Below are 26,216 nucleotides of genomic sequence, written 5' to 3' on the forward strand. Positions count from 1 at the left end.
CGCCGAATGGAGCGAGACAAAAGCATGAAGATCCTGATTGTCGAAGACGAGCTGAGAACCGCGGACTACCTCTCCAAGGGGCTGACCGAGCAGGGCTGCACGGTCGACATGGCGCACAACGGCATCGACGGCCAGCACCTGGCGCTCACCCACGAGTACGACGTGATCGTGCTGGACGTCATGCTGCCGGGACAGGACGGCTTCGCGGTGCTGCGCGCACTGCGCGCCGTGAAGCAGACGCCGGTCATCATGCTCACCGCGCGCGACCGTGTCGAAGACCGCATCAAGGGCCTGCACGAAGGCGCGGACGACTACCTCGTCAAGCCCTTCTCGTTTCTCGAACTGCTGGCGCGGCTGCAGGCACTCAACCGGCGCGGCAGGAAGCAGGAGCCGGTGCAGCTGCGCATCGCCAACCTGCAGATCGACCTGCTCGCGCGCAAGGCCTTCCGAGGCACGACGCGCATCGACCTTACGGCCAAGGAATTCGCGCTGCTCGCGGTGCTCGCGCGCCGGCAGGGCGAAATCCTTTCGAAGACCGCCATCGCCGAGCTGGTGTGGGACATGAACTTCGACAGCAACACCAACGTGGTCGAGGTGGCGATCAAGCGGCTGCGCGACAAGATCGATGCGCCCTTCAGCCCCAAGGTGCTGCACACCATCCGCGGCATGGGCTACGTGATGGAACTGCGCGATGCCGATGCGGGCGGCGAGAGCGAAGCGCAAGGGGAGGGCGGCGCCCTGTGAAACTCGTGAGGGGCTCCATCACCGTGCGGCTGGTGGCGATGTTCGCGGCGGCGGCGCTCGCCACCTTCGCCCTCATCGGCGCCGCGCTGCACGGCGTGCTGGTGCGGGAGCTCGAACGCCACCAGTACGAGGAGCTCGACACCACGCTGAAGAGCCTGCAGTACTGGATCGGCGCCATCGGCACCGCCGACCGCTGGTCGCGCGTGCAGGCCCGCATGGACGCGCTCACACCCGAAGACGGCAGCGTGCGCTTCTGGGTGCTGAGCGACGATCCGCGCTTCCAGTACGGCAAGGGCCTGGCCGAGCTCGATGGCCTCACCCGCGAGGCCAACGGCCGCAGCAGCAACATCCTGCTGCCGGGGCAGGAGCGGCCGTTCCGCACGCTCTCGGTCCACATCCCGCCCTTCGAGGACCGCCCGGCGGTGCGGCTCATCGTGGGGCGCAACTCGGAACCCTACGAGCGCACCCGAAAGACTTTTCTGAGCGCGCTGCTGGTGCTCGGGCTCGGCGGCGTGCTGGTGGTGGTGCTGGCGGGCTACTGGATCGCGCGGGTCGGCCTGCGGCCGCTGGAGCGCCTGTCGGGCGAGGCGCAGGCGCTGCGGCCCAAGACGCTGTCGCAGCGCCTGCAGACGACGGCGCTGCCGGTCGAACTTTCCGCGCTCGCCGAGGCCTTCAACGGCGCGCTCAGCCGGCTCGAAGAGGCCTACCGGCAGCTCGAATCCTTCAACGCCGACGTGGCGCACGAGCTGCGCACGCCGCTGGCCAACCTCATCGGCAGCACGCAGGTCGCGCTCTCGCGCCAGCGCAGCGCGGGCGACTTCGAGGAGGTGCTGCAGGCCAACCTGGAAGACCTGGAGCGGCTGCGCTCCATCGTCAACGACATGCTCTTTCTCGCGCGCGCCGACCGCGGCGAGGTGGCCACCGGGCTGGTGCTCACGCCCGTGGCGCAGGAGGTGAGGAAGACCATCGACTTCTTCGAATTCGTGCTCGACGAGAGCCGCGCACAGGTCGGCATCTCGGGCGACGTGCGGGCCGAGGCGCGGCTGGAGAGCGCGCTGTTTCGCCGGGCGATGTCGAACCTGCTGCAGAACGCCATCGAGCACTCGCCGCCGGGCGCGCAGATCACCGTCACGCTGCGCGAAGAACCGGGCGCGACATGGATCGCCGTGTCGAACCCCGGAGCTGCCATCGACGAGGCGCACCTGCAGCACCTGTTCGACCGCTTCTACCGCGTGGACGCCGCCCGCAACGACGGCGGCGGCGAGCACCACGGCCATGGGCTGGGCCTGGCCATCGTGAAGGCGGTGGCGAGCATGCATGGCGGGCAGGTCAGTGCGTCGAGCGAGGGCGGGGTGAACACCTTCGCTTTCAGCGTCTCGCGGACCGGCTGAAACGGCGTTCTCGAATGGCCTGCGCCCGGTACGTTCTTGGGCCATGCCGGACAATCGGGGCTCGCATGAACCCCGCTCCCATCCCGCAACTGCTTCGCGCATCGACCGAAAGGCTGGCATGGCACAGCTGATGTCGCTGCTGGTGCAGAACGCGATCCTGGTGGTGTTCGTCGCCAGTTTCGCCGCGCGCCTCGGGTTGCCGGTGCCGGCGGCCGCGGTGCTGGTGGTCACGGGCGCGCTGCTTGCGGCGGGCGATGTGTCGGTCGTTGGCGTGGTGCTCGCCGCGGTCGCTGCCAACCTGCTGGGCGACGGCGCCTGGTTCTATGCGGGCCGCCGCTTCGGCTACCGCTTCATGCGCCTGCTGTGCCGCATCTCGCTTTCGCCCGACTCCTGCGTGCGGCGCGGCGAATCGCTCATCACCGACTGGGGCGGCATGTCGCTCGTGGCCGCCAAGTTCGTGCCCGGCGTGTCGGTGGTCGCGCCGCCGATGGCGGGGGCACTGGGCATGTCGGTGCGGCGCTTCGTCGGTTTCGACGTGGGTGCCGCGCTCATCTGGACGGGCCTCTTCCTCGGTCTTGGCTGGACCTTCCGCGACCAGATCCAGGAAGTGCTCGCCGTGCTGGCCCAGGCCGGCGGCATCGCCACAGCCGCGGTGGCCGTGCTGCTGCTCGTGACGCTGGCCGTGCGCTACTGGCGCCGCCGCGCCTTCATGCGACTCACCGGCATGCCGCGCATCTCGGTCGAGGAACTGCACGAACTCTTGAGCGGAGAGGAGCCGCCATTGATCATCGACGTGCGCGGCAAGGCCGGCGTGCAGGTCGATCCGCGCCGCATTCCGGGCGCACTGCCGTACACGCTCAAGGCGTTGCAACACCGGCACCTCGACCTCGCGATCGACCCGAACCGCGACGTGGTGCTGTACTGCAATTGCCCCAACGAAGTGTCGGCCGCACAGGCTGCGCGGGTGCTGCTGGCGCGCGGTGCGCGGCGCGCCTTGCCGCTCACCGGCGGGCTCGACGCATGGGTGGCTTCGGGCCGGCCGACCAGTTTGCATTGAACGGGTCGGCCTTTTCGGAAGTCCGGCTGGTGGTCGTCTCCGGCATTGCCTGTCCTTCCGCAGCGGGCGCGCCGTGAACGCTGCATGGATATGGGTGGAAGAACGAACACCGGGCGCTGAATGGCCCGTGGGCCAGGTTTTTGGGGAGGGGAAGGCCCGGGTCGACCCTGTGCGGCGAGCCGCTTTTTGCCGCTTCGAGCCCGGTGGTAGGCTTCTTTCCCCATGAACCTCCGCACCAAGATCGTCGCGCTGGCCGTCGCCCCGCTGCTCGTCGCACTGGTGCTTGTGGCGCTCGCGGTGCGCCACCAGGAGCACGACCTCGCGCAGCGCGAGCGCGCGCTCATCGAGCGCAGCTACATGGCCCAGCGCCGCAGCGAATTGCGCAGCTATGTCGAACTGGCCGTGAGCAACCTGCGCCCGCTGTACGACTCGGGCCTGGACGACGAAGCCACCCGCAACGAAGCCCTGCGCCGCCTGGCCGCACTCGACTACGGCGACGACGGTTATTTCTTCGTGTACGACCTGGAGGGTAATTCCCTCATGCACTCGCGCCAGCCCGAGCTGGTCGGCCAGAACCTCTGGGGCATGCGCGACTCGCGCGGGCGCTTCACCATCCAGGAGCTCATCAAGGGCGCAAAGGAAAACGGCGGCGGCTACGTCGAGTACGAATGGCGCAAGCCCTCGAGTGCGCAGATGGCGCCCAAGCTCGGCTACGTGACGGCGCTGCCGCGCTGGAACTGGATGGTCGGCACGGGCCTGTACCTGGACGACATCGAGTCGACCATGGATGCGCTCGACAAGCAGATGAACGCCAACGTCACCGCCACGCTACTGTGGATTGCCGGCATCGCGGCGTTGTGCCTGGGCGTGGTGAGCGCGGCCGGCGTGTTCCTCAACCTCAGCGAACACCGCGTGGCCGAAGCCAAGCTGCGGCTGCTCGCACGGCGCGTGGTGCAGTCGCAGGAAGAAGAACGCGGCCACCTTGCGCGTGAACTGCACGATGGCACGAGCCAGACGCTGGTGTCGGCCAAGCTCTTGATCGAATCGGCCGTCGACGCGCTCGGCCGCGACCACCAGCCGGCGCCGCCCGCACTCGGCAAGGCGTTGCAGCGGCTGAACGATTCGCTCACCGAAGTGCGCCGCATCTCGCACCGCCTGCGTCCCGCGCTGCTCGACACGCTGGGCCTGCCCGCCGCGCTGGAGCGCCTGGGCCACGAGTTCGGCGAGGAAGGCAGCGTCGACGCCTCCATCATGGTCGAGGGCGAGCCCTTCGAGCTTTCGCAGGAAACCAAGACCGCGCTCTTCCGCGTGACGCAGGAGGCGCTCACCAACGTGCGCAAGCACGCACAGGCGCATCGCGTGCACATCTCGCTGGGCTTCAACGACGAGGCCGTGCGGCTGGAGGTGAGCGATGACGGCGTGGGCTTCGACGTCGAGGCGATGCAGCTCGACCCGCGCCACGGCATCGGCCTTCGCAACATGCGCGAGCGCATCGAGGCCATCGGCGGGCGCCTGGCGATGCGCTCGGGCCGCGGCTACACATCCATCGAGGCCGAAGTGCCGGCCCGCAGTGCGAGGCCGGAATGACAACGACAGCAGCAACAACAACAACAACAACCGCGCAGCCGTCGCCCAGGCCCGTCCGCCTTTTCCTCGTGGACGACCACCCGCTGGTGCGCGACGGCCTGCGTGCGCGCCTTGGCGCCATGCCCAACCTGGAGATCGTCGGCGAGGCCGGCAGCGGTGCCGAGGCGCTGGCGCTGCTCGACACGCTGCGGCCCGATCTCATGCTGGTCGATGTCGGCATGAAGGACATGAACGGCATCGATCTCGCCGCGCTGGTGCTGGAGCGCAATGACCAGCAGCATCGGCAGCCTGCGCCGCACATCGTGATGCTCAGCATGTACGACAACCCCGAGTACGTGCAAAAGGCGATGCAGGTGGGCGCGCGCGGCTATGTGCTCAAGGACGCGCCCGCGGCTGAAATCGTGGCCGCCATCGAGGCGGTGTCGGCGGGCGGCACCTTCCTCAGCCCGGCTGTTTCGAAGAAGCTCTTTCGCAACCAGGCGCCGCGCCCGCTGCTCACGCCGCGCGAGAGCGAGATCCTCACCGCGCTAGGCAGGGGCGAATCGAGCAAGCAGATTGCGCGCGACCTGGGCTTGAGCGTGCGCACGGTGGAGGCGCACCGCCAGAGCATCAAGCGGCGGCTGGGCATCGAAGGGCAGGCGGAACTCATCAAGTACGCGGTGGAGCACGCGCGGGAGTTCGGGCAGGGTTGAGCGATGCGCTTGGGATGCCATGCAATGGCGTCACCGAGCGCTCGCACCATGGCGACCGCTCGGTGGCGCTGCATCGCAATGACAGCGCGAGGACCGTCTAGGCCAGGTTGAACCGACCCAGGTTCATCACCTTGGTCCATGCCGCGATGAAGTCCCGCGCGAACTTCTCTTGCGCGTCCGAACTGCCGTACACCTCGGCCAGGGCGCGCAGCACCGAATTGCTGCCGAAGGCCAGGTCCACGCGCGTCGCGCTGCCCCTGCGCTCGCTCGTCGTGCGGTCAACGCCTTCGTACAGGTTGTTCTCGCCGGGCACGGCCTTCCAGGTCGTGTTCAGGTCGAGCAGGCGAACGAAGAACTCGTTGGTCAGCGCATGCTCCTTCTGGCTGAAGATGCCGTGCTTGGTGGCACCGACGTTGGCGCCCAGCGCGCGCATGCCCCCCACCAGCACCGTCATCTCGGGTGCCGTCAGCGTCAGCAGCTGGGCCTTGTCGACCAGGAGCGCATCGGCGGGAACCGCATAGTCCTTTTTCAGGTAGTTGCGGAAGCCGTCGGCCACGGGCTCGAGCACCTTCATGGCCTCCACGTCGGTTTGTTCCTGCGACGCGTCCGCGCGACCGGGAGTGAAGGGCACCGTCGCGCCATGGCCTGCGTTCCTGGCGCCTTGCTCGACGCCGGCGCAGCCGGCCAGCACGATCAGGTCGGCCATCGAGATCTTCTTGCCGCCCGATTGCGCCTTGTTGAACTCGCCCTGGATGCCTTCCAGCGTCTTGAGCACCTTGGCCAACTTCGCAGGCTCGTTGACTTCCCAGTCCTTCTGCGGCGCCAGGCGGATGCGGCCGCCATCGGTGCCGCCGCGCATGTCGGAGCCGCGGTAGGTGGCGCCGGATGCCCAGGCCGTCAGCACGAGGTCGGAGACCGACAGGCCCGAGCCCAGGATCCTGGCCTTGAGCGCCGCGACGTCCTTGTCGTCGACCAGGGGGTGATCGACCTTGGGGATCGGGTCCTGCCAGATCAGCTCTTCCTTCGGCACTTCCGGGCCCAGGTAGCGCGAGCGCGGACCCATGTCGCGGTGCGTCAGCTTGAACCAGGCGCGCGCGAAGGCGTCGGCGAACTGCTCGGGGTGCTCGAGGAAGCGCCGCGAGATCTTTTCGTAGGCGGGGTCCAGGCGCAGCGAGAGGTCGGTGGTCAGCATGGTCGGCACGCGTTTCTTCGACTTGTCGTGCGCATCCGGAATGTCGGCCGGTGCGCCCTTGGCCTGCCACTGCCCGGCGCCGGCCGGGCTCTTGACCGGCTCCCATTCGAACTTGAACAGGTTCTCGAAGAAGAGATTGGTCCACTTCGTCGGTTCCTGGGTCCAGGTGACTTCCAGGCCGCTGCCGATGGCGTCGCCGGCGATGCCGCTAGCATGCGTGCTTTTCCAGCCCATGCCCATTTCTTCCAGATCGGCCCCTTCGGGCGACGAGCCGACGAGGTCCGCCGGACCCGCGCCGTGGGTCTTGCCGAAGGTGTGGCCGCCGGCGATCAGGGCGACGGTCTCCTCGTCGTTCATCGCCATGCGGGCGAAAGTCTCGCGGATGTCCCGGGCCGCAGAGACCGGGTCGCCGTTGGCGTTCGGACCTTCTGGGTTGACATAGATCAGGCCCATCTGCACGGCGCCGAGCGGGTTCTCCAGCTCGCGGTCGCCGGTGTAGCGCTTGTCGTCGAGCCAGGTGGTCTCGTTGCCCCAGTAGACGTCCTGGTCGGGCTCCCACGTGTCCGGGCGGCCGCCGGCGAAGCCGAAGGTCTTGAAGCCCATGGATTCCAGGGCCACGTTGCCGGTGAGGATCATCAGGTCGGCCCACGAGATCTTGCGGCCGTACTTCTGCTTGATCGGCCAGAGCAGCCGCCGGGCCTTGTCGAGGTTGACGTTGTCGGGCCAACTGTTGAGCGGCGCAAAGCGTTGCTGGCCACGGCCGCCGCCGCCACGCCCGTCGCCGGTGCGGTAGGTGCCGGCGCTGTGCCAGGCCATGCGGATGAACAAGGGGCCGTAGTGGCCGAAGTCCGCCGGCCACCAGGCCTGCGAGTCGGTCATCAGCGCATGCAGGTCCTTCTTCAGCGACTCGTAGTCGAGGCTCTTGAACTCCTTCGCGTAGTCGAAGTCCTGGCCCATCGGGTCGGACTTGGAGGAGTGTTGGTGAAGCAGGTCCACCCGCAACTGGTTGGGCCACCAGTCACGATTGACGGTACCGCGACCGACCGCATGGTGGACGGGACACTTGGCTTCCGTTTGATTCTGGGTCATCGGGATCTCCAGTTCTTTGATTTGATTGAGGGCCGTGCATTCTGAATCGGTAACAACGAGCAGGGCAAACGCTTTGAGCTATGACGGCCATAGCGTTCAACCCGGATCGACCATGGACGCATCGTCGATCGGACCCGGCATGGTCGCGCGCTGCGAACCATAGTTCAATGATGACTGTCGCCGCAACGCGGACATCGCTGGATGACCGCATGCGTCCACGTCACCTCGCTCTCCGATATTCTGCAAACCGCCTTCATCCAAGTCCAATACGCATGCCCGAACTCCCCTACAGCCCAGCCGCCGATCGCAACAAGCAGCCCATCCTCGACGCATTGACCCGCGTTCTCGCCGAGCACGGCACCGCACTGGAAATCGCATCCGGCACGGGCCAGCACGCCGCGTGGTTCGCGGCCTCGATGCCTCGATGGACCTGGCAACCCACCGATGCAGACCCCCGCACCTTGCCTGCGCTCGCCAGCCGGGTCGAGGAAGCCGCACTCCCCAATCTCCGCCAGCCACTCCTGCTCGACGTGATGTCGCCTCGATGGCCCTCGCAGGACGCCGCGTTCGCCGAAGGAGAAGGAGAAAAGTTCGATGCGATCTACTGCGCCAACATGCTGCACATCGCGCCGTGGGCCACATGCGCCGCCCTGATGCAAGGCACCGCGCGTCATCTGCGTTCCAGCGGATTGCTGATCACCTACGGGCCCTATGTCGAAGACGGCGTCCCCACGGCTCCGGGCAACACGGCGTTCGACCAGGACCTGCGCGCCCGCAATCCCGCCTGGGGCATCCGCCGCCTGGAAGACGTCGCCGCAGAGGCGCGCCAGGCGGGCCTTGCGTTGCGCGAGCGGCGCGCGATGCCCGCGAACAACCTGCTGTTGGTCTTCGGCTTCTAGAGCCGAAGGATCAAGAAGATTACGCTGAGGCCGGGTTGTAGTGCGCCACCACATCCAGCACCCACACCACCCCGAACCGGTCCTTCAACATCCCGTACAGCGCAGACCACTGCGAAGGCGCAAGCGGCTGCAACACGGTCGATCCCTCGGCCAGCTTCTCCCACCGCGCGGCGATTTCCTGCGCCGTGTCGCCACGCACGCAAACGTAGAACGCGTTGTCGCCCTGGTTCCACGGCGTGCCCACCGGCACGTCGAACGCCATCACGCAGAACCCGTCGTCGGCCGCGACCTGGCCCCACACCACGCGGTCCGCATCGGTGGGGTCTTGCACCCGCCCCATGTCCTTGTACGTGACGACCTGCATCTGCCCACCGAAGACCGATTGATAGAACGCAAGCGCCTCGCGGGCGTTGCCTCGAAGATTGATATGGGTCACTGCTTTCACTGACATGGCTGGCTTTCTCTCTGAGGGTTAGCAAAATTGCTGCTGTTACTCTAGCCAGGGCACCTGCCAATTTCTGGCAGTTGCAAACCTCCACGCCACCCGAAAGCCATGGCCCGTCCCGACCGTCTCTTCCGCCTGCTGCAGGCGCTGCGCACGCTGCCCGCGCCCGTCACTGCGGCCGTGCTGGCGGAGGAAACGGGTGTGTCTGTGCGATCGATCTACCGTGACGTCGAGAGCCTGCGCACGGCCGGCGCCGACATCGGCGGAGAGCGTGGCTACGGCTATTGCCTCATCGAAGACGGCACGCTGCCGCCGCAGATGTTCAGCCGCATCGAGATCGAGGCGCTCGCGCTGGGCCTGGCCGAGGTGCGGCACATGGGCGACCCCGCACTGGCCAAGGCGGCAGCCGCCGTGCTGGGCAAGGTGGCCGCCACGCTGCCGTCGACGAGTCAGCAGCACATCCTTCATGCCGTCTCGCAGGTGCATCGCTTCGAAGACGAAGAGCGCTATCCGCCGCTGCCCGACTTGCGCATCGTCCGCGAGGGATGCTGGCGCGAAGAGGCCTTGCTGATCCGCTACACCGACAAGCAGGGCGAAGCGACCGAAAGAAAGATCTGGCCGCTCGCGATCATGTATCTCGACAAGACGCTCGTGGTGCTTTCGTGGTGCTGCCTGCGCGAGGACTTCCGGATGTTCCGTGCCGAGCGCATCCAAATGGTGGAGGCTACCGGCGCGAGCTTCAGGCCACGGCGGGTGGCATTGCTGCGGCGCTATCTGGCGGAGCTGGCGGCGCGTCAGTGCTGTGCTGATTCAACGAGCGGCGAAGGTCCGATCAGGTTGCCCTGAACCTGGTCCTTGGCAGGCGTGGGGATGAGCAGTTCATTTGCCCGGAAGCTGCGGTTGCGCATCTATATTCGAATCTCCCTGGTAACGGTGCACGCACCAGTTTCCGAGACGCACCCCTCGCGCCGTTTCCTTCACGCCATGCAAGAACGCTTCATCACCGACATCCTCAAGAATCGCAACAACCGCGCAATCCTCGAGCGCTGGCACGACCTGGCCCTCCCCGACGGATGGCTGGTCGCAGGCTGCCTTTTTCAGACCGTCTGGAACCTGCGGTCCGGTGCGGCGCCGGAAGCGGGCATCAAGGACTACGACCTCTTCTACTTCGATGCCGGCGACACGAGCGAGGCAGGGGAGCGTCGCGTGCAGGCGCGGGTCGATGATGCGCTGGGCGATCTCGGCATCACGGTCGAAGCCTCGAACCAGGCGCGCGTTCACCTCTGGTACGAATCGTATTTCGGCCACCCTTACGAAGCGCTGCGCAGCGCGCGCGACGGCATCGACCGCTTCCTGGTTCCGGCTACCTGCGTCGGCGTCCGGCCGAGCGAGCTCTATGCGCCGAACGGTCTCTCCATGTTGTACGACGGCGTACTGACAATGAACCCGCTGATGCCGCATCGCAATCTGTTCGACGCGAAAGCGGCGTCGTATCTTTCGCGATGGCCGTGGCTGCAGATTCAGCCGGGCGATCTTCCTCACGCCAACCCTCACGCCAAGACAGGGCCGACATGCTGAAGAAAACCCTTGCCGCATTCGGCCTCCTGCTGCTCGCAGCCATCGCCTACCTCGCTTTCTGGCCCGTGCCCGTCAAGCCCGTTGTCTGGTCCGCGCCCACCGACCCTGGCTACACCGGCGCCTTTGCGGTCAACGACCAGCTCGCCCAGCTCAACATGATCGACCTTGGCCGAGAGGAGGGCCCCGAGCACATCGCCATCGGCCCCGACGGCAAGCTCTACACCACGGTGCTGAGCGGCAACATCCTTCGCATGAACCCCGATGGCAGTGCGCAGGAGGCCTTCGTCAACACAGGCGGCCGCGTGCTCGGCTTCGACTTCGATGCAGCCGGCAATCTCATCGCGGCCGACGCCATCAGGGGGCTGCTGTCGATCAGCCCGTCCAAGCAGATCACCGTGCTCACCAGCCAGGTCGACGGCCAGCCGATCCGCTATGCCGACGGCGTGGTGGTGGCGCGCGGCAGCGGCACGATGTATTTCACCGACGCATCGACCCGCTTCGCGCCGGCCGAGTGGGGCGGCACCTTCGAGGCCAGCGTGCTCGACATCCTCGAGCAGTCCGCCACGGGCCGTGTGCTGGCCTACGACCCGGCGACCAAGGCCACGCGCGTCGTCGCGCGCGGCCTCGCGTTCGCGAACGGCATCGCATTGAGTGCCGACGAGAAAAGCCTGTTCGTTGCCGAGACCGGCAAGTACCGCGTATGGAAGATCGCCATCGACGCGAGCAACCTCGATGTGGGGGCGGGCCTCCCCAATCCGCAAGCCGCTGTGCTGCTCGACAACCTCCCCGGCTACCCCGACAACCTGATGCGTGGGCTCGACGGCAAGATCTGGGTGGGCCTCGTGAAGCCGCGCAACCCAACCATCGACAAGCTCGCCGGCAAGCCGTTCCTGCGCAGCGTGACGATGCGCCTGCCGCGTGCGCTGTGGCCGGTGCCGAAGGCGTATGGCCATGTGGTCGCATTCAGCGAAGACGGCAAGGTGCTCGCGAGCATGCAGGATGCGACGGGCGCGTACCCCGAGACTACGGCCGTCACCGAAACGCGCGAGCGGCTCTATGTGCAGAGCCTGCATGCGAAGGGGCTGGGGTGGTTGAAGCGATAGTCCCCGGCCTGAACAGGACAACCCACATTGCCCACCGAGGATGTGAACGCAACGTCTGCTGGAGCCGCGTGTCCGACGGTTCATCGACCTGATGGCCGAAAAGCTCCCGCACCGAGGCTCGCCGCATGAACACGCTGATCGACATCCTGCTGTACCTCCTGATCGGCATCGCCGTGGCCCCGCTGCTGCTGCTCGGCGTCTATGCGCTGGCCAGCTACTTCGAACTCGGGATCGCCGACCACATCCTGGCACTGACCGCCCGGTTGCTGACGCTGCAGTGGTTCAGCGGCGGCGTGCTGAATGCCGTGGGCGGACTCGCGCTCGCTGCGCTGGGCGTGTGGGCCGTGTTGCATTTCCAGCCGGTGCTGCACCGGCTGCTGGCCGCCTTGCTCGTGCCGTTCGGGCTCTGGCGGACCTGCCTGGGTGTCTCGGTGCTCAGGGCACTCTCGAAGCCGCAGGACCCGCCCTGAACGCCAACTCACTCGCGCGACCGGCACTTCACTGTCCCTGAGACAGCGCGATCGCGTCGGCGCCCGCCGGATAGTGCAGCGTCGCGCCCGCATCGTTCGCGGCGCGCCACACTGCCTCGGCCACGTCCGCTTCGGTGGTCACCGCGGCCGGATTCCCCAGCGTCGCGAAGATCGACTGCGCCAACGGCGCATACGCCTCGGGAATCAGGCCCTGCATGCGCTCTGCGCCGTTCGCGGTGAAGCGCGTGCTCGGCCCGTAGCCCGGCTCCACCAGCTTCACGCGGACGCCGAAGGGCTCGAGCTCGAAGGCGAGCGATTCGGTGAAACCTTCGATCGCGGTCTTGCTCGCGGTGTACGCCGCCACGAGCGGCATGGGGGCCAGCGTGACGGTCGACGTCACGTTGATGACCAGCCCCGACCGGCGCTGGCGGAACTGCGGCAGCACGGCCTGGGTCATCGCCATCATGCCGAAGGTGTTGGTCTCGAAGATCTCGCGCACCGTGGCCATCGGCGTGGCCTCGAATGCGCCGAAGAGCCCGAGGCCGGCGTTGTTCACGAGCACGTCGATGGGGCCGGCGGCTTCGAGTGCCGCGGCGATGCTCCCGGGCTTCGTCACGTCCAGCGGCAGAACGCGCAGGTGCTCCGAGCGGGGCAGCAGGTCGGCGCGCGGTGTGCGCATGGTGGCCACGACATGCCAGCCCTGGGCCAGGAAGTGGCGCGCGGTTTCCAGGCCATAGCCGGAGGAGCAGCCGGTGATCAGGACGGTCTTCATTGGGTTTCTTTCCTTTGAGGTTCGGGTTGAAGGTGCGTCACGATATCGGCGATGTGCAGGACTTTCTATAATCAAATGTCCATCATTTGTTTGCAGGAGTCCTGAATGGCCGATCCACTCGCAGAGGTCGTCTCGCTGCTCCGCCCGCGTGCGGTGTATTCGAAGGTGATCGGTGGTGCGGGCTCGTGGGCGGTGCGCTACTCGGCCTTTGGAGAGCCCAGCTTCTGCACGATGCTCGAGGGCCAATGCACGCTGGCCGTGGACGGGCAGGAGCCCATCACCCTCGTGGCCGGCGATTTCGTGCTGATGCCGTCCACGCCCGGGTTCACGATGTCGGGTCTCGAACCAGCGGAGCCTGTCTTCGTCGACCCCAGGCTGGCGCCCGCGCCGACGGACGAAATCCGCCACGGCAGGCAAGACGGTCCGCCGGATGTGCGAATGCTCGGCGGTTATTTCGCCTTCGACTCGCCGGATGCCTCGCTGCTGGCGTCGCTGCTCCCGACGCTGCTGCATGTGCGCGACGTGGGGCGGCTTTCGGTGCTGGTGCAGCTCGTGCGGGAGGAGTCGATCGAAGAGAGGTCGGGGCGCGATCTCGTGCTCCAACGCTTGGTTGAACTGCTGCTGATCGAGGCACTGCGCTCGGCGCCCGGCGAGGGCGCGCCACCGGGGCTGCTGCGCGGATTGGCAGACCCGCGCTTGTCCATTGCGCTACGGCATCTGCACGGCGATCCCGCGCAACCGTGGACGGTGGCCGAGCTCGCGAAGAAGGCGGCACTGTCGCGCTCGGCGTTCTTCGAGCGCTTCCTGCGCGCGGTCGGGCTGCCGCCCATGGAGTACCTGCTGGCCTGGCGCATGGCCGTCGCGAAGGACCTCCTCGCTCGCGAGGATGTCGGTATCGCGGAGGTCGCGGAACGCGTGGGCTACGGTTCGGCCAGCACGTTCAGCACGGCGTTCAGCCGGCATGTGGGGCAATCGCCGGGGCGCTACGCGCGGCAGCATTGACTGGTGCGCTGTCCGGCTATCTTCAAAAATCGCGCATCATCCTGTCCACGCAACACACCCGAATGCCCATGCCTACGGCCGCGCCTGAACCAACGGCTCCAGCTCCGCCCGGATGCGCCGGATCGTCACCTCATGCCGCAGCGTCTGCGCGCCGCGCCCGTACGTCATCGCCTTGCGGACCAGCCGCAGTTGCTCGCGCTGCAGCTGCGTCTTCAGCCGCCTTGCCCGCAGGCCGAAAGTCCAGCCCATCTCGCGGCGCACCTTGTAGCGCTGCAGCGGTGCGCCCAGGCGCATCCATTCGTCGTCGCGGATCAGTTCGCGCTCGGGCACGAAGTAGGCCGCGAGCGCATGGAGGTACGCGCCGTTCTCGCGTGCGGCAACGCGCCAGAAGAGCCCCGCCGCGATCATCGCGGGGATGCCTTTCACGGCGAGCATGACCGCCATCTCGCGGTAGCTGCCGTCGAAGAGGTCTTCCAGCCACGGCGAGTTCCAGATGAAGTGCATGGCCCACGCGAGCGCGAAGCACAACACGGCCACGGCAATCCGCGTCGCCTTCGATCGCTCCGGATGCAGCAGGAACCAGGCAACGCCGAAGGACGCGATCGTCGTGTAGGCCGCGTGGCTCCAGAGGCCGCTCATCATCCCGCGCGTGAGCAGGTTCAGCAGCACCGGGTACACCTGGTTCTCGAGCGGAAAGTGCATCGAGGCGTTGACGGTGTAGCTCAGGTTCTCGACCACCTGGAAGCCCAGCCCCGTCATGGCGCCCACGATCAGCACCGAGAGGTACGTCTGGAACTGGTTGCGCGCGACCAGCACCAGCAGGATGACGCCCGCGAGCTTCAGGAACTCCTCGGTGATCGGGCCCGCGATGGCCGGCCCCCACACGGCCACGAAGTCCGGCGACACCAGCTTGGCGCACAGGCTCTGGATCGCGATGTTCGCCGGTGCCGCGAAGTACACCGCACCGAGGCCGCCCCAAGCGAAGGCCAGCACGAAGGCTTCGGGCGGATGCTGCTCGAGCAGGTCCAGCGTGCGAAAGACGAGCAGGAACACCAGCGTGTAGATGCCCCACACCAAAAGGCCCAGCAACGCGGTGACGGGCACCACGCGAAAGCCCATCGAGAACATGTTGATCGTGTAGAACAAGCCGTTGACGATCAACGCCGCGAGCAGCCAGAAGGCCGCGCGATGCGGCTGGAAGAACGAGTCGGTGCCCACCGGCCATTCGCCGCGATCCTGCTCGGGTCCTGCGAGCGTGTCGGAAGTCATTGGAATACCTTCATGCTTCGCACTGCGGTGCGCGCTTGCTTGAGGCAGTCCGGCGCGGCGCTCATGGCGAAGCCTCCAGGTCCATCGACTCCAGCATGCTGCGGGCGTCTGCCATCGCCTCGTTCAGGCCGTCGCTGGCACCGTAGAAATCGATCTGCACGAGCGACTTTCGCTGCAGGTCGACCACCTGCCAGAACCGGCCCGCGAGCTTCGAGCCGTAGTAGGCGAAGGTCTTGCCCTGCAGGCCCCAGGAAGTGACGAAATCGGAGATGTCGCCGTCGATCTCCAGGTGCTGGCCGCGCTCCATGAGCCGTTGCTGGCGCACCAGGGGGCCGTTCGGACCGCCGACCCAGGGGCCCGTCGTCACGAGGAACTTGTGGCCGCCCTTGAAGAGCATCAGCGACCTGCCGGCCTTGGAGCGCGAGACGTCCATCTCCCAACCGTTGGCGGGCATGAACCGGGCATGTCCGACGGAGACCGTCTCCCCTGGGTCGAGGGGCCGGGCGCCGGGCGTGCGGCTGTCCCAGAAAGTGAGGCCGCCCACATAGGCGGCGATGGCCAGGAGCACCGCGAGGGCACCTGGCCAGGTGCGGTACGGGATGCGGCGTGACGGCTCTGGCATTCGTGGATCGTGCCATACGATGCGGGCCCCGCTGGGTATCTGCCCCTCCCGGAGTCCGGCACGAAGCCGCGAGGGCATGCGTGTTCTCGTCTTTCGCGAATGGATGCTCGACGGGGCGGGACCACCGGCCCGCTAAAGTCGGCCCACGTCCACAAGACCTGCCGCTCCCACATGCCAGACACCACCGTGCCAACGCAACGCGCCCGCATGCCGATGTTCCGACTGCTTTCGATGGGCGCCTTCCTCTTGATGGCGGGTTGCGCGAGTCCACCCACGCCGCAGCGGCCGCCACCGGTCTCCAGCATCCCGCCGCTCACGACCGAGCAGTCGAACAGCATCACGATCCATGCCCTCGGCCTCGTCGGCACACCGTACCGCTACGGCGGCAACACGCCCGAGGGCGGCTTCGATTGCAGCGGGCTCATCGGCTATGTGTACCGCAGCAGCCTGGGGCAGGTGCCGCCCCGCACGGTGGCGCGGATGGCGTCGTTCGGGCGGCCCGTGGCGATGTCCGAGATCCGCTCCGGCGACCTGGTGCTGTTCGGCAATTCCACGCCGTCGCACGCGGGCATCTACGTCGGCGACGGGCGCTTCGTACACGCACCATCGACCGGCGGCGAGGTGCGGCTCGACCGGCTCGATGGCGTTTATTGGTCGCGCCAGCCGACGCAGGCGCGACGGCCCTGAGCCCTTGAAGCTGGCTAGATATTCAACACCGGGAACGACTTCACCAGATCGTCCAATGCCTTGAGCTGCGTCAGCAGCGGCTCCAGCTGCGCCAGCGGCAGCGCGCTCGGGCCGTCGCACCTGGCCTGCGCCGGGTCCGGATGGGCTTCGAGAAAAAGACCGGCCAGGCCGACGGCCATGCCCGCGCGCGCCAGGTCCACCAGCTGTTCGCGCCGGCCGCCGGAAGCGGCGGCGCCGGCCTCGCGTTGCTGCAGCGCATGGGTCACGTCGAAGATCACCGGCAGGTCTTGCGTCACCTTCTTCATCACGCCGAAGCCCAGCATGTCGACCACCAGGTTGTCGTAGCCGAAGCAGGTGCCGCGGTCGCACAGGATGATCTGTTCGTTGCCGGCTTCCTTGAATTTCTCGACGATGTTCAGCACCTGCGACGGGCTCAGGAACTGCGGCTTCTTGATGTTGACGACGCGCCCGGTCTTGGCGAGCGCCACCACCAGGTCGGTCTGCCGCGCCAGGAAGGCGGGCAGCTGCAGCACATCGACCACCTCGGCGACCGGGGCTGCCTGCCAGGGCTCGTGCACGTCAGTCAGCAGCGGCACGCCGAATTCGGTCTTGACCTCCTGCAGGATCTTCAGGCCCTCGTCCAGGCCCGGGCCGCGGTACGAATGGATCGACGAGCGGTTGGCCTTGTCGAAGCTGCCCTTGAAGACATAGGGAATGCCCAGCTTGCCGGCAACGCGCACGAATTCGGCCGCGGTGCGCAAGGCCAGGTCGCGTGACTCGAGGACGTTGACGCCGCCGAACAGCACGAAGGCGCCGTCGTTGCGAACGTTGATCCCGGGGTGGATGGTGACGGTGGACATGGGGGAGTTCTCCAGATACGTGGCGGCATTCTCGCGCCCCGCGGGGTGCGGTCGATCCGGTTGGGCCCATGCACCCCTCGGGTTTTCCATTACGCAGTGCCACGCGGCCCGCCCACGCGGTCCGACGGATGCCAACGCACCCCCATAAGGCAAAACTCCCCGGTTCCAATATCGAGGAGACATCCGCATGCAAACCCTCCGCCGCCACCTGGTGTGGCTGGTCGTGGCCGTCGTCGGCGCATTCGCGCTGGGCACCGTGGCCCTGACCCGTGGTGAAAGCGTCAACGCCCTCTGGGTGGTGGCCGCCGCGATCTGCACCTACCTGATCGCCTACCGCTACTACAGCCTCTTCATCGCCGACAAGGTGCTGGGCCTGGACGGCAACCGCAAGACGCCCGCGCACCGCCACAACGACGGCCTGGACTACGTGCCGACCGACAAGAACGTGCTGTTCGGCCACCACTTCGCGGCCATCGCGGGCGCGGGGCCGCTGGTGGGCCCGGTGCTCGCGGCGCAGATGGGCTACCTGCCCGGCCTGCTGTGGGTGCTGGCGGGCGTGGTGTTCGCGGGTGCGGTGCAGGACTTCATCATTCTCTTCATCTCCACGCGGCGCGACGGCCGCTCGCTGGGCGATCTCGTCAAGCAGGAGATGGGCGTGGTGCCCGGGATGATCGCGCTCTTCGGCACCTTCATGATCATGATCATCATCCTCGCGGTGCTGGCGCTGATCGTGGTGAAGGCACTGGCCGAATCGCCGTGGGGCACCTTCACGGTGGCCGCGACGATTCCGGTGGCGGTGTTCATGGGCCTGTACCTGCGCTACATCCGCCCGGGGCGCATCGGCGAGGTGTCGCTGATCGGCTTCGTGCTGCTCATGCTCGCCATCTTCGGCGGCCAGGCCGTGAGCCAGAGCGCCGAGTGGGCGCCGCTCTTCACCTTCGACGGCAAGGCGCTCACCTGGATGCTCGTGGGCTACGGCTTCATCGCCGCGAGCCTGCCGGTGTGGCTCCTGCTCGCGCCGCGCGACTACCTCTCGACCTTCCTGAAGATCGGCACGATCATCGCGCTGGCCATCGGCATCGTGTTCGTGATGCCGACGCTGCAGATGCCGGCCGTCACGCAGTTTGCGCAGGGCAACGGGCCGGTGTGGTCGGGCAGCCTGTTCCCGTTCCTCTTCATCACCATCGCGTGCGGGGCGGTGTCGGGCTTTCATGCGCTGATCTCCTCGGGCACCACGCCCAAGATGCTGGACAACGAGCGCCATGCGCGCTTCATCGGCTATGGCGGCATGCTGGCCGAATCGTTCGTCGCGGTGATGGCGCTGGTGGCGGCCTCGTGCATCGAGCCGGGCATCTACTTTGCGATGAACAGCCCGGCCGCGCTGGTCGGCAGCACCGCGCAGCAGGCCGCGCAGACCATCTCGAGCTGGGGCTTCGTGACCACGCCCGAGATGCTGCTGCAGACCGCCAAGGACGTGGGCGAAACCACCATTCTCGGCCGCGCAGGCGGCGCACCGACGCTGGCCGTGGGCATGGCGCACATCCTGCACCAGGTGATCGGCGGGCAGGCCATGATGGCCTTCTGGTACCACTTCGCGATCCTGTTCGAGGCGCTCTTCATCCTCACGGCGGTGGACGCCGGCACGCGTGCTGGCCGCTTCATGTTGCAGGACCTGCTGGGCAGCTTCGTGCCCGCGCTCAAGCGCACCGATTCGCTGCCGGCGAACCTCGTGGCCACGGCGCTGTGCGTGGCGGCCTGGGGCTACTTCCTCTACCAGGGCGTGGTCGATCCGCTGGGCGGCATCAACACGCTGTGGCCGCTCTTCGGCATCTCCAACCAGATGCTTGCTGCCGTTGCGCTGCTGCTCGGCGTGGTGGTGCTGTTCCGCATGAAGCGCGAGCGCTATGCGTGGGTGGCCATCGCGCCGGCCGCGTGGCTCTTGGCCTGCACGCTCACGGCAGGCTGGCAGAAGATCTTCTCGGCGGACCCGAAGATCGGCTTCCTCTCGCATGCGGCCAAGTACACCGAAGGCCTCGCCAACGGCGTGCTGGTGGCGCCGGCGAAGACGCCCGAGGCGATGTCGCGCATCGTCTTCAACGACCGCCTCGATGCGGCGCTGTGTGCGCTCTTCATGTTCGTGGTGCTGAGCGTGCTGGTCTACAGCATCAAGGCCTGCCTTGCGGCGCGCGCGGCCAACCGGCCAACCACGCAGGAGACGCCGTTCGAACCGGCTGGCGCGTCGGCTGCGGCTGCCCACTGAGTACGGCCATGGCCCTCGCCTTGCCGGAAGCCGGGCGCTACTTCGCCCGCTCGCTCAAGCAGTCGCTGCGGCTGATGGTCGGCCTGCCCGACTACGACGCCTACCTGACCCACATGGCGGCCACGCACCCCGACCAAGCGCCGATGAGCTACGAGGTCTTCTTCCGCGAGCGGCTGGAGGCGCGGTACGGGGCCGGCAAAGGGCGTTGCTGCTAGCGCCCCGTCGGTACGTCGTTCGCTTGACCCGCGCGGAACGCGGGTGATAGCCTGCTCCGCCCGCGTGGAGCAGGCTTTTCTTTTCGTGCCGGGCTGATGCCGCACATCGAACGAACAACAGAAACGGACCGTATGACTTTTCCCAAGCGCTCATCCCCCACCAAGAACCGCGCGCCGCTGCGCATCGCCTGCCACGGCGTGGTGCTCGCCTGTGCGCTGCTGGCCGGCAATGCCATGGCCCAGAAGCCGCATCAGGGTGCGCTGGATGCGTCCACGCAGCAGAAGGACGAGGCGCTGAAGCTGTTGGAGCGCATGGTCAACATCGACTCGGGCTCGACGGTGACCGAAGGGCTCGCCAAGGTCCGCGAGATCGCCGTCGACGAACTGCGCCAGCTCGGTGCCCGCATCGAGACCTTCCCGGCCGATCCGCACCCCGGCTCCAACGTGGTCGCCACGCTGACGGGGCAGGGCAAGAAGAAGATCCTGATCCTCGCCCACATCGACACCGTGTTCAAGGACGGCACGGCCGCGGCCAAGCCGTTCTACATCAAGGACGGCCGCGCCTACGGCCCGGGCGTGATGGACAACAAGGGCGGCGTCGTCGCCGGGCTGCAGGCGCTGAAGGTGCTGCAGAAGATCGGCTTCAAGGACTACGGGCAGATCACCTTCCTCATCGACACGAACGAGGAGATGGGCTCGGTCGGCACCACCGCGCTCATCGAGCGCGTGGCCAGGCAGCACGACGTGGCGCTGAACCTGGAGCCGGGCCGCCCGGCCGACGGCCTCGTGGTCGAGCGCAAGGGCTCGGCCACGGCGCTTGTCGAGGTGAAGGGCCTGGCCGCGCACGCGGGCGTCGCACCCGAGACCGGCCGCAACGCCGCGATGGAACTGGCGCACCAGGTGCTGCAGCTCTCCAAGACGGCGGACGCGGCGAAGAAGACCACGGTCAACTTCACGGTGCTCACGGCCAACGGCGCGACCAACGTGATTCCCGCGAGCGCGAGCGCCAAGGGCGACGTGCGCGTCGCTACGCCGGACGAGTTCGACCGCGTCGAGAAGGACATGGTGCGCATCTCGCAGAACAAGCTGATCCCCGACACCGAAGTGCGCGTGCGCCTCGTGCGCGGCCTGCCGCCGATGCCGCGTTCGCCCGCCTCGGACAAGCTGGTGAAGATGGCCGAGGGCATCTACGCCGAGATCGGCAAGAAGCTCACCATCGAGAGCAGCGGCGGCGCGGCCGACGCGAGCCTGGTGGCCGGCGTGGGCGTGCCGGTGCTCGACGGCTTCGGCATCGTGGGTGGCGGCATCCACACGCCGGAGGAGTACGCCGAGGTCGAGAGCGTGGTGCCGCGGGTGTACCTGCTGTCGCGCATGCTGATGGACCTGAGCGCGAACTGATCGCCGGCTGACCGCCAACAGACCGTGTAGTACGGCTGCTTACAATCCCCCGGTCGCGCGATGCGACCCCCTTCACCGATCCCCCGGACGCTGCGCCGGTCCGGATCGGGAAGGGAACCCAACCCAGATTTTTCCAGGCAGGGCCCATGCGTTTCGTCATCCGATGGATGGCGGGACGGCATGGCGCTTCGCGCTTTCAAAAAAGATCGCCCTGAGGGAATTTCAACCATGTCCGTTCGTTCGCGCGCGCCGCGTTTTCGCCTGCGCCATCCGTCCCTGTTCGTCGCCACGCTGGCCGTTCTTCATTGCACGGCCCATGCCCAGGACGCCGCCAGCACGCTCAAGGAAGTGACCGTCAACGCCGAGCAGGATGCCGGCTACGCGCCCTCCGCCAGCAGCACCGCCACCAAGGGCTCCGCGCCATTGCGCGACATTCCGCAGGCGGTGAACGTGCTGCCCGCGCAGCTCCTGCGCGACCAGGGCGCGACCTCGATGCAGGACGCGCTGCGCAACGTGCCCGGCGTGTCCTTCAACGCCGGCGACGGCCAGCGCGACCAGGTGGTGATCCGCGGCTTCACCGCCATCGCCGACTGGTTCGTGGACGGTGTGCGTGACGACGCGCTGTACTTTCGCGACCTGTCGGACACCGAGCGCATCGAAGTGCTCAAGGGCCCGGCCGCCGTGCTGTACGGCCGGGGCTCGTCGGGCGGGCTGGTCAACCGCGTGACGAAGAAGCCGATCTTCGAGCGTCCCTTCGGCGAGGTTTCGCTCGGCCTGGGCAGCAACGATTTCAAGCGGCTCACCGCCGACATCAACCGGCCCATCGGCGAGAACATGGCGTTCCGCCTCAACGTCGCGCGCGAGAAATCGGGCAGCTACCGCGACCAGCAGTTCATCGACCGCTACAACATCGCGCCCTCGCTCGCAATGAAGTTCAGCCCGCAGACCGACCTCTTGCTGCAGTACACCAACGCCTACGACCAGCGGCTGACCGACTTCGGCATTCCGGCGCTCAACGGCCGGCCGGTGAACGTGCCCATCGGCACCTACTACGGCTCCGCCTTCGCCAAGCGCGACGACACGACCACGACGCGGGTGCAGTCCTTCACCGCCACGCTGAACCACCGCTTCAGCGAAGCGCTGAGCCTGCGCAACATCACCCGCTACTACAGCTACAAGCTCGACCGCTTCAACACCCTGCCCAGCGGCACCACCGACCCGGTGCGCATGACCGTGGGCCGCACGCGCGGCTTTGTCGACCGCGACGAGAGCGGCTGGTTCAACCAGACCGACCTGACCTGGCGCAACGACCTCGGCGGCTTCAAGCAGGAGTGGCTGGTCGGCGCCGAATTCGGCAAGCAGGACAAGCGCCTGTACTCGGTGTCGTCGGCCACGGGCTACGAGCGCGTGAGCATCCTGAATCCGGTGGCCGCGCCGGCGCCCATTCCGTTCGCGAGCTACCAGGCCAGCAGCGCGATCCCGAGCAATTCCACCTTCAAGACGGCGGCGTTGTACGCGCAGAACCAGATCACGCTGGCGCCGCAATGGAAGGCGCTGGTCGGCGGGCGCTACGACGTGTTCGACCAGGAGACCTCGTTCGAGCGCTCGCTCGCGCCGATCTCGCGCACCGACCGCAAGTTCAGCCCGCGCGCGGGCCTGGTCTGGCAGCCGACCGAGGCGCAGTCGTACTACGTGTCGTACAGCCGTTCGTTCCAGCCGTCGGCCGAGACTTTCGCGCTGTCGGCCAACAACGCGGCCAACGAACCCGAGATCACGGTGAACAAGGAGATCGGCGCCAAGTTCGATTTCCTGGACGGCGCGCTCAACCTCACGACGGCGCTCTTCAACCTCGAGCGCTCGGGCATGAAGAACACCGACCCGGCCAATCCGGCACGGCAGATCAACGTGGGCACGCAGCGCACCAACGGGTTGGAACTCGCCTTGGCCGGCAAGCTGCCCGGGCGCTGGGACATCAGCGCGGGCTATGCGTACCTGGACGGCCGCATGACCAAGTCGCTGGCCACTGTGAGCTCGCTGCAGTTGCCCGTGGGGGCAGCGATGCCGGTGCAGGGCAAGGTGGCGGCACTCACGCCGCGGCACTCGGCCTTCGTGTGGCTCATGAAGGACCTGGGCAACGGCCTGAGCGCGGGCGGCGGTGTGAACTACGTGGCTGCGCGCTACGCCTCGCTGACCAACCTGGTGACGCTGCCTTCCTACGTCACCGGCGACCTTGCGGCCAGCTACCGGACCGAACGCTACGAACTCTCGGTGAACCTGAAGAACATCACCGGCAGGAAGTACTACGTCTCGGCGCACGGCGCCGTGGACAACCTGATCATGCCGGGGCCGGGCCGCGAACTGCAGGTGGCGCTGACCGCGAAGTTCTGAGCGCGCAACGAGGGGCACGAGCCTCAGGCGCCGCCTGAGGCGCCCTGCGTGAATTCCAGTTTTTCTTTTGGCGCGCGCGAGGCCACGATGGCACCACATCAATGACATGTGGAGAACATCGATGGCATCCGAACTCAACCAGATCGCAAGCTGGTCGCTGCGCTGGCGCATCTTTCTTGCGGGCGTGCTCTGCCTCGTGGCGGCGTTCGCCGCGGCGGGACCGTCGGATCGCAGCCTCGAGCTGCATGCGGCGCAGCGCTTCCAGCTCGCGCTCGAAGCCCAGACCGCCCGCGACTACCGCACGATGCTCCAGCAACTGAGGGAAGCCGCCACGCAGGGCGATGCCGAAGCGCAGGAAATGCTCGGCATGGTGCTGCTCACAGGACCGGTGCTCTACGGCATGTCGGTGCGGGCCGATCGCTGCGAGGCGCGCCAGTGGATGCGCCAGGCGGCGATGCAGGGGAGCGAAACGGCGAAGGTGCAACTGACGTTTCTCAACCGGCTGCGCAATTCGCCGGCGGGCGCGAGCGCTTGCGATTGATTGACGTGAAGCAAGCGGGCACGTGCGGCCCGCTCGTTGCGCTTCACGGCGCCCTGGACGCGCCGAGCAGGTAGTCGGTCACCTCGTCGGAGAACCACGCGAGCTGGCCATCGACGAGCACGCCGTCCGAGCCGCCCGGGTCGGGCTGCACCATGGGCATGCCGTGGGCGAGCAGCGCCTCCGCGCAGCCGACCCAGTCGCCATCGTCGGTGGGCCGGTTGAGCGAGGCCCACGACAGCGAGCCACGCACGTTGTCGCCGAAGCCGTGCCGCTCGGTCCAGGTGGCGCCGTGCGCGAGCAGGAAGCGGGTGAGCGCCGCGTCGCCACGGAACACGGCGTGGTTCAGCGCCGAGCCATCCCAGTCGCCGCCGGTCGTGGTGATCGGCCAGCCGAGCTCGACCATGAGTTGCACGGCGTCGCCGCAACCCGGTTGCGCGGCGAGTTCGGGCAGCAGGCGCAGTTGCGTGGGCGACAGCGCGGAAAGCACCTGCGGATGCTCCGCCTGAACGCGCCGCGCGGTGGCCCCGTCGCCGCGCGCGCATGCGGCGACGAACTGCTCCTCGGGCGGCAACTGCGCATCGCCGCCGGTCCGCTGCGCGAGCAACCGGGCCACGTCCGTCAGCCCGAAGCGCAGCGCGAGCGTATGGGCGTCGATGCCCTCGGGTGTGCGCACGGAGGCATCGGCGCCTGCGTCCAGCAGCGCCTCGATATGGGCGGCCGAGCGCCGCCGCCGAATGGCCCACAGCAGCGGCCGTCCCCAATCGCTCGTCGGCACGCCGGGTGCGGCTTCGTTCGGATCGCCCCCATGGGCGAGCAGCAGTTGCAGCGATTCGAGTCGGTCGAGATCGAGTACGCGGTAGAGCGCGTTCGTGCCGCCGACGCGCGCGCCGGCCTTCAGCAGCAGGCGCGTGCAGGCGGGTTCTTCGAGCGAGTGGTAGAGCGATTCGCCGTCGTTCGGGTCTGCGCCGGCGTCCAGCAGCAGCCGCGTGATCTCTACGTCGCGGTTCTGCCCGGCTGCACCGTACAGCGCGGACAGGCGGTCTGTGTCGGACGGCGCAGCGAGCGATGCAGGCGGCCAACGGCTGCCGATGGTCTGGTTCGGGTCGGCGCCGGCATCGAGCAGCAGCTTGGCGCATGCGCGCAGGCGCTCGCGAAAGGCCGGCAGTTGCACGAGGCTGGAGTACGCGACGGCATTGAGCGGCGGCAGCAGCAGCGGGCCGCCCGCGCGCCGGACCCACTCCGGATCGCGCGCGATCGCTCGGCGCAGCACATCGGCATCGCCGATGGCACAGGCGAGGTAGGGGTCGTCGCCCAGGAGGCCCGGGCTTTCCTCGAGCAGGCGCGCAGCCACCGTGGGCCTTGCGAGGTTGTTGCCACCCGAGATCTCGCCCGCATACGCGGCGCGCAGCCAGAGCAGCACCGCGCGCGCCGGGTCGTTCGCCTGCGCGATGCGGGCGAGCACGAAGCCCTGCAGATCGACCCACGACACAAAGCCGTACTCGCGCGCGAGGCACGACTGCGCATCGTGCAGGCGCAGGCCGAGCGCGGCAATGGCCGCATCGTCCTTGCCGGCGGCAAGGGGGAGGGATTCGCGGAATCGGGAGAAGGCGGCTGTGTCGCCGCTTCGGTAGCCGGCAAGCAACTCTTTGGCTTGCTTCTTGAGATGCCCGAGATCGGGCCTGGCGGGAATGCGTTTCACATGAACCTCCGTGCATGAAGCGCCGACGACCCGCAAATCCGGCTGCACAAAGGAGCTGGTGGATGGCGCCGCGCGAGCGCGCGGCAACATGCGAAAGCAAGTGGGTTCAACCCTTCCCGCGGGCCCGGGTGCGGCTTGCACCGCGGCCGGAATGGTAGGGCAAGACCTCGACGCGGGTCAACGCCACTGCCCAAACTACCTAGTTGTCGGTGCGCGAGGGCGCAGGTATCTTCCCGCGCGGCGCGTGACAGCTCTC

Annotated in this window: 24 protein-coding genes; 17 read left to right on the top strand and 7 right to left on the bottom strand. The window is 67.5% G+C overall.

Features of this window, described 5'->3' with window-relative positions:
- Positions 1 to 24 precede the first annotated feature (24 nt).
- The 5 genes from J2W23_RS10460 to J2W23_RS10480 all read left to right on the top strand — a co-directional run bounded on the left by J2W23_RS10460 (position 25) and on the right by J2W23_RS10480 (position 5,471).
- On the top strand, positions 25 to 744 hold the full coding sequence (locus tag J2W23_RS10460) for a heavy metal response regulator transcription factor (RefSeq protein ID WP_176659550.1): 720 nt from the start codon (positions 25 to 27) through the stop codon (positions 742 to 744).
- 5 nt (positions 745 to 749) lie between these two features.
- The gene (locus J2W23_RS10465) at positions 750 to 2,135 is read left to right on the top strand and encodes a heavy metal sensor histidine kinase (protein WP_307648873.1); all 1,386 of its coding nucleotides are present in this window, start codon (positions 750 to 752) and stop codon (positions 2,133 to 2,135) included.
- 118 nt (positions 2,136 to 2,253) lie between these two features.
- On the top strand, positions 2,254 to 3,192 hold the full coding sequence (locus tag J2W23_RS10470) for a DedA family protein/thiosulfate sulfurtransferase GlpE (protein WP_176659551.1): 939 nt from the start codon (positions 2,254 to 2,256) through the stop codon (positions 3,190 to 3,192).
- Between the two features lie 222 nt (positions 3,193 to 3,414).
- Entirely contained in the window at positions 3,415 to 4,779 is a 1,365-nt protein-coding gene (locus J2W23_RS10475; RefSeq protein ID WP_176659552.1) for a cache domain-containing protein, read from the top strand.
- A complete protein-coding gene (locus J2W23_RS10480; protein WP_307648654.1) occupies positions 4,776 to 5,471 on the top strand; it encodes a response regulator transcription factor in 696 nt (231 codons plus the stop codon). The genes J2W23_RS10475 and J2W23_RS10480 overlap by 4 nt, the downstream gene beginning before the upstream one ends.
- A gap of 97 nt (positions 5,472 to 5,568) precedes the next feature.
- Here J2W23_RS10480 and katG read toward each other — a convergent pair whose 3' ends face one another.
- Positions 5,569 to 7,752, bottom strand: a complete 2,184-nt coding sequence (gene katG, locus J2W23_RS10485) for a catalase/peroxidase HPI (RefSeq protein ID WP_307648655.1) — start codon at positions 7,750 to 7,752, stop codon at positions 5,569 to 5,571.
- A gap of 272 nt (positions 7,753 to 8,024) precedes the next feature.
- Between katG and J2W23_RS10490 the strand changes: the two genes are divergently transcribed.
- Positions 8,025 to 8,651, top strand: coding sequence for a DUF938 domain-containing protein (locus J2W23_RS10490; protein ID WP_307648656.1), 627 nt, complete (start codon positions 8,025 to 8,027; stop codon positions 8,649 to 8,651).
- A gap of 19 nt (positions 8,652 to 8,670) precedes the next feature.
- On the opposite strand, the gene J2W23_RS10495 is transcribed toward J2W23_RS10490, so the two are convergent.
- Positions 8,671 to 9,102, bottom strand: coding sequence for a VOC family protein (locus tag J2W23_RS10495; RefSeq protein WP_307648657.1), 432 nt, complete (start codon positions 9,100 to 9,102; stop codon positions 8,671 to 8,673).
- A 102-nt stretch (positions 9,103 to 9,204) separates the two neighbouring features.
- On the opposite strand from J2W23_RS10495, the gene J2W23_RS10500 reads away from it, so the two are divergent.
- The 4 genes from J2W23_RS10500 to J2W23_RS10515 all read left to right on the top strand — a co-directional run bounded on the left by J2W23_RS10500 (position 9,205) and on the right by J2W23_RS10515 (position 12,247).
- Positions 9,205 to 9,942: a helix-turn-helix transcriptional regulator gene (locus J2W23_RS10500; protein WP_307648658.1), complete on the top strand. Its 738-nt coding sequence runs from the start codon at positions 9,205 to 9,207 to the stop codon at positions 9,940 to 9,942.
- 138 nt (positions 9,943 to 10,080) lie between these two features.
- Entirely contained in the window at positions 10,081 to 10,674 is a 594-nt protein-coding gene (locus J2W23_RS10505; RefSeq protein ID WP_307648874.1) for a nucleotidyltransferase family protein, read from the top strand.
- The gene (locus J2W23_RS10510; RefSeq protein ID WP_307648659.1) at positions 10,668 to 11,777 is read left to right on the top strand and encodes an SMP-30/gluconolactonase/LRE family protein; all 1,110 of its coding nucleotides are present in this window, start codon (positions 10,668 to 10,670) and stop codon (positions 11,775 to 11,777) included. Before J2W23_RS10505 ends, J2W23_RS10510 begins: the two co-directional genes overlap by 7 nt.
- A 125-nt stretch (positions 11,778 to 11,902) precedes the next feature.
- Positions 11,903 to 12,247, top strand: a complete 345-nt coding sequence (locus tag J2W23_RS10515; RefSeq protein WP_307648660.1) for a hypothetical protein — start codon at positions 11,903 to 11,905, stop codon at positions 12,245 to 12,247.
- Positions 12,248 to 12,275: 28 nt separating this feature from the next.
- Here J2W23_RS10515 and J2W23_RS10520 read toward each other — a convergent pair whose 3' ends face one another.
- Entirely contained in the window at positions 12,276 to 13,019 is a 744-nt protein-coding gene (locus J2W23_RS10520) for an SDR family oxidoreductase (protein ID WP_307648662.1), read from the bottom strand.
- A 105-nt stretch (positions 13,020 to 13,124) separates the two neighbouring features.
- Between J2W23_RS10520 and J2W23_RS10525 the strand changes: the two genes are divergently transcribed.
- Complete coding sequence (locus J2W23_RS10525) at positions 13,125 to 14,021, top strand: AraC family transcriptional regulator (RefSeq protein WP_307648663.1); 897 nt, start codon at positions 13,125 to 13,127, stop codon at positions 14,019 to 14,021.
- A gap of 72 nt (positions 14,022 to 14,093) precedes the next feature.
- Here J2W23_RS10525 and J2W23_RS10530 read toward each other — a convergent pair whose 3' ends face one another.
- Positions 14,094 to 15,290, bottom strand: a complete 1,197-nt coding sequence (locus tag J2W23_RS10530) for a PrsW family intramembrane metalloprotease (RefSeq protein WP_307648664.1) — start codon at positions 15,288 to 15,290, stop codon at positions 14,094 to 14,096.
- Positions 15,291 to 15,351: 61 nt separating this feature from the next.
- Positions 15,352 to 15,912 carry a hypothetical protein gene (locus tag J2W23_RS10535; RefSeq protein ID WP_176659564.1) on the bottom strand — a complete coding sequence of 187 codons (561 nt, stop codon included), beginning with the start codon at positions 15,910 to 15,912 and terminating at the stop codon, positions 15,352 to 15,354.
- A gap of 171 nt (positions 15,913 to 16,083) precedes the next feature.
- Here J2W23_RS10535 and J2W23_RS10540 point away from each other — a divergent pair, with 171 nt between their 5' ends.
- Positions 16,084 to 16,599, top strand: a complete 516-nt coding sequence (locus J2W23_RS10540) for a C40 family peptidase (RefSeq protein ID WP_307648665.1) — start codon at positions 16,084 to 16,086, stop codon at positions 16,597 to 16,599.
- A gap of 14 nt (positions 16,600 to 16,613) precedes the next feature.
- Here J2W23_RS10540 and kdsA read toward each other — a convergent pair whose 3' ends face one another.
- The gene (gene kdsA, locus J2W23_RS10545; RefSeq protein ID WP_176659566.1) at positions 16,614 to 17,459 is read right to left on the bottom strand and encodes a 3-deoxy-8-phosphooctulonate synthase; all 846 of its coding nucleotides are present in this window, start codon (positions 17,457 to 17,459) and stop codon (positions 16,614 to 16,616) included.
- Between the two features lie 187 nt (positions 17,460 to 17,646).
- Between kdsA and J2W23_RS10550 the strand changes: the two genes are divergently transcribed.
- From J2W23_RS10550 to J2W23_RS10570, 5 genes are all read left to right on the top strand, one after another.
- On the top strand, positions 17,647 to 19,719 hold the full coding sequence (locus J2W23_RS10550) for a carbon starvation CstA family protein (RefSeq protein WP_307648666.1): 2,073 nt from the start codon (positions 17,647 to 17,649) through the stop codon (positions 19,717 to 19,719).
- A gap of 8 nt (positions 19,720 to 19,727) precedes the next feature.
- Positions 19,728 to 19,934, top strand: a complete 207-nt coding sequence (locus J2W23_RS10555; protein WP_176659568.1) for a YbdD/YjiX family protein — start codon at positions 19,728 to 19,730, stop codon at positions 19,932 to 19,934.
- A gap of 132 nt (positions 19,935 to 20,066) precedes the next feature.
- Positions 20,067 to 21,332, top strand: a complete 1,266-nt coding sequence (locus J2W23_RS10560; protein WP_307648667.1) for a glutamate carboxypeptidase — start codon at positions 20,067 to 20,069, stop codon at positions 21,330 to 21,332.
- Positions 21,333 to 21,560: 228 nt separating this feature from the next.
- Positions 21,561 to 23,720, top strand: a complete 2,160-nt coding sequence (locus tag J2W23_RS10565; protein ID WP_307648668.1) for a TonB-dependent receptor — start codon at positions 21,561 to 21,563, stop codon at positions 23,718 to 23,720.
- A gap of 121 nt (positions 23,721 to 23,841) precedes the next feature.
- Complete coding sequence (locus tag J2W23_RS10570) at positions 23,842 to 24,261, top strand: sel1 repeat family protein (protein WP_176659571.1); 420 nt, start codon at positions 23,842 to 23,844, stop codon at positions 24,259 to 24,261.
- A 43-nt stretch (positions 24,262 to 24,304) separates the two neighbouring features.
- Here J2W23_RS10570 and J2W23_RS10575 read toward each other — a convergent pair whose 3' ends face one another.
- Complete coding sequence (locus tag J2W23_RS10575) at positions 24,305 to 25,960, bottom strand: ankyrin repeat domain-containing protein (RefSeq protein ID WP_307648669.1); 1,656 nt, start codon at positions 25,958 to 25,960, stop codon at positions 24,305 to 24,307.
- Between the last annotated feature and the right edge of the window lie 256 nt (positions 25,961 to 26,216).

The organism is Variovorax boronicumulans (genome assembly GCF_030812215.1).
GTDB classification, from domain to species: Bacteria; Pseudomonadota; Gammaproteobacteria; order Burkholderiales; family Burkholderiaceae_C; genus Variovorax; species Variovorax boronicumulans_C.

Coding starts and splice junctions, on each gene's coding strand:
- J2W23_RS10495 (WP_307648657.1), bottom strand. CDS start 9,102: ATGTCAGTGAAAGCAGTGACCCATATCAATCTTCGAGGCAACGCCCGC.
- J2W23_RS10515 (WP_307648660.1), top strand. CDS start 11,903: ATGAACACGCTGATCGACATCCTGCTGTACCTCCTGATCGGCATCGCC.
- J2W23_RS10500 (WP_307648658.1), top strand. CDS start 9,205: ATGGCCCGTCCCGACCGTCTCTTCCGCCTGCTGCAGGCGCTGCGCACG.
- J2W23_RS10470 (WP_176659551.1), top strand. CDS start 2,254: ATGGCACAGCTGATGTCGCTGCTGGTGCAGAACGCGATCCTGGTGGTG.
- J2W23_RS10525 (WP_307648663.1), top strand. CDS start 13,125: ATGGCCGATCCACTCGCAGAGGTCGTCTCGCTGCTCCGCCCGCGTGCG.
- katG (WP_307648655.1), bottom strand. CDS start 7,752: ATGACCCAGAATCAAACGGAAGCCAAGTGTCCCGTCCACCATGCGGTC.
- J2W23_RS10475 (WP_176659552.1), top strand. CDS start 3,415: ATGAACCTCCGCACCAAGATCGTCGCGCTGGCCGTCGCCCCGCTGCTC.
- J2W23_RS10520 (WP_307648662.1), bottom strand. CDS start 13,019: ATGAAGACCGTCCTGATCACCGGCTGCTCCTCCGGCTATGGCCTGGAA.
- kdsA (WP_176659566.1), bottom strand. CDS start 17,459: ATGTCCACCGTCACCATCCACCCCGGGATCAACGTTCGCAACGACGGC.
- J2W23_RS10550 (WP_307648666.1), top strand. CDS start 17,647: ATGCAAACCCTCCGCCGCCACCTGGTGTGGCTGGTCGTGGCCGTCGTC.
- J2W23_RS10555 (WP_176659568.1), top strand. CDS start 19,728: ATGGCCCTCGCCTTGCCGGAAGCCGGGCGCTACTTCGCCCGCTCGCTC.
- J2W23_RS10460 (WP_176659550.1), top strand. CDS start 25: ATGAAGATCCTGATTGTCGAAGACGAGCTGAGAACCGCGGACTACCTC.
- J2W23_RS10540 (WP_307648665.1), top strand. CDS start 16,084: ATGCCAGACACCACCGTGCCAACGCAACGCGCCCGCATGCCGATGTTC.
- J2W23_RS10490 (WP_307648656.1), top strand. CDS start 8,025: ATGCCCGAACTCCCCTACAGCCCAGCCGCCGATCGCAACAAGCAGCCC.
- J2W23_RS10535 (WP_176659564.1), bottom strand. CDS start 15,912: ATGCCAGAGCCGTCACGCCGCATCCCGTACCGCACCTGGCCAGGTGCC.
- J2W23_RS10505 (WP_307648874.1), top strand. CDS start 10,081: ATGCAAGAACGCTTCATCACCGACATCCTCAAGAATCGCAACAACCGC.
- J2W23_RS10480 (WP_307648654.1), top strand. CDS start 4,776: ATGACAACGACAGCAGCAACAACAACAACAACAACCGCGCAGCCGTCG.
- J2W23_RS10560 (WP_307648667.1), top strand. CDS start 20,067: ATGACTTTTCCCAAGCGCTCATCCCCCACCAAGAACCGCGCGCCGCTG.
- J2W23_RS10570 (WP_176659571.1), top strand. CDS start 23,842: ATGGCATCCGAACTCAACCAGATCGCAAGCTGGTCGCTGCGCTGGCGC.
- J2W23_RS10565 (WP_307648668.1), top strand. CDS start 21,561: ATGTCCGTTCGTTCGCGCGCGCCGCGTTTTCGCCTGCGCCATCCGTCC.
- J2W23_RS10530 (WP_307648664.1), bottom strand. CDS start 15,290: ATGACTTCCGACACGCTCGCAGGACCCGAGCAGGATCGCGGCGAATGG.
- J2W23_RS10510 (WP_307648659.1), top strand. CDS start 10,668: ATGCTGAAGAAAACCCTTGCCGCATTCGGCCTCCTGCTGCTCGCAGCC.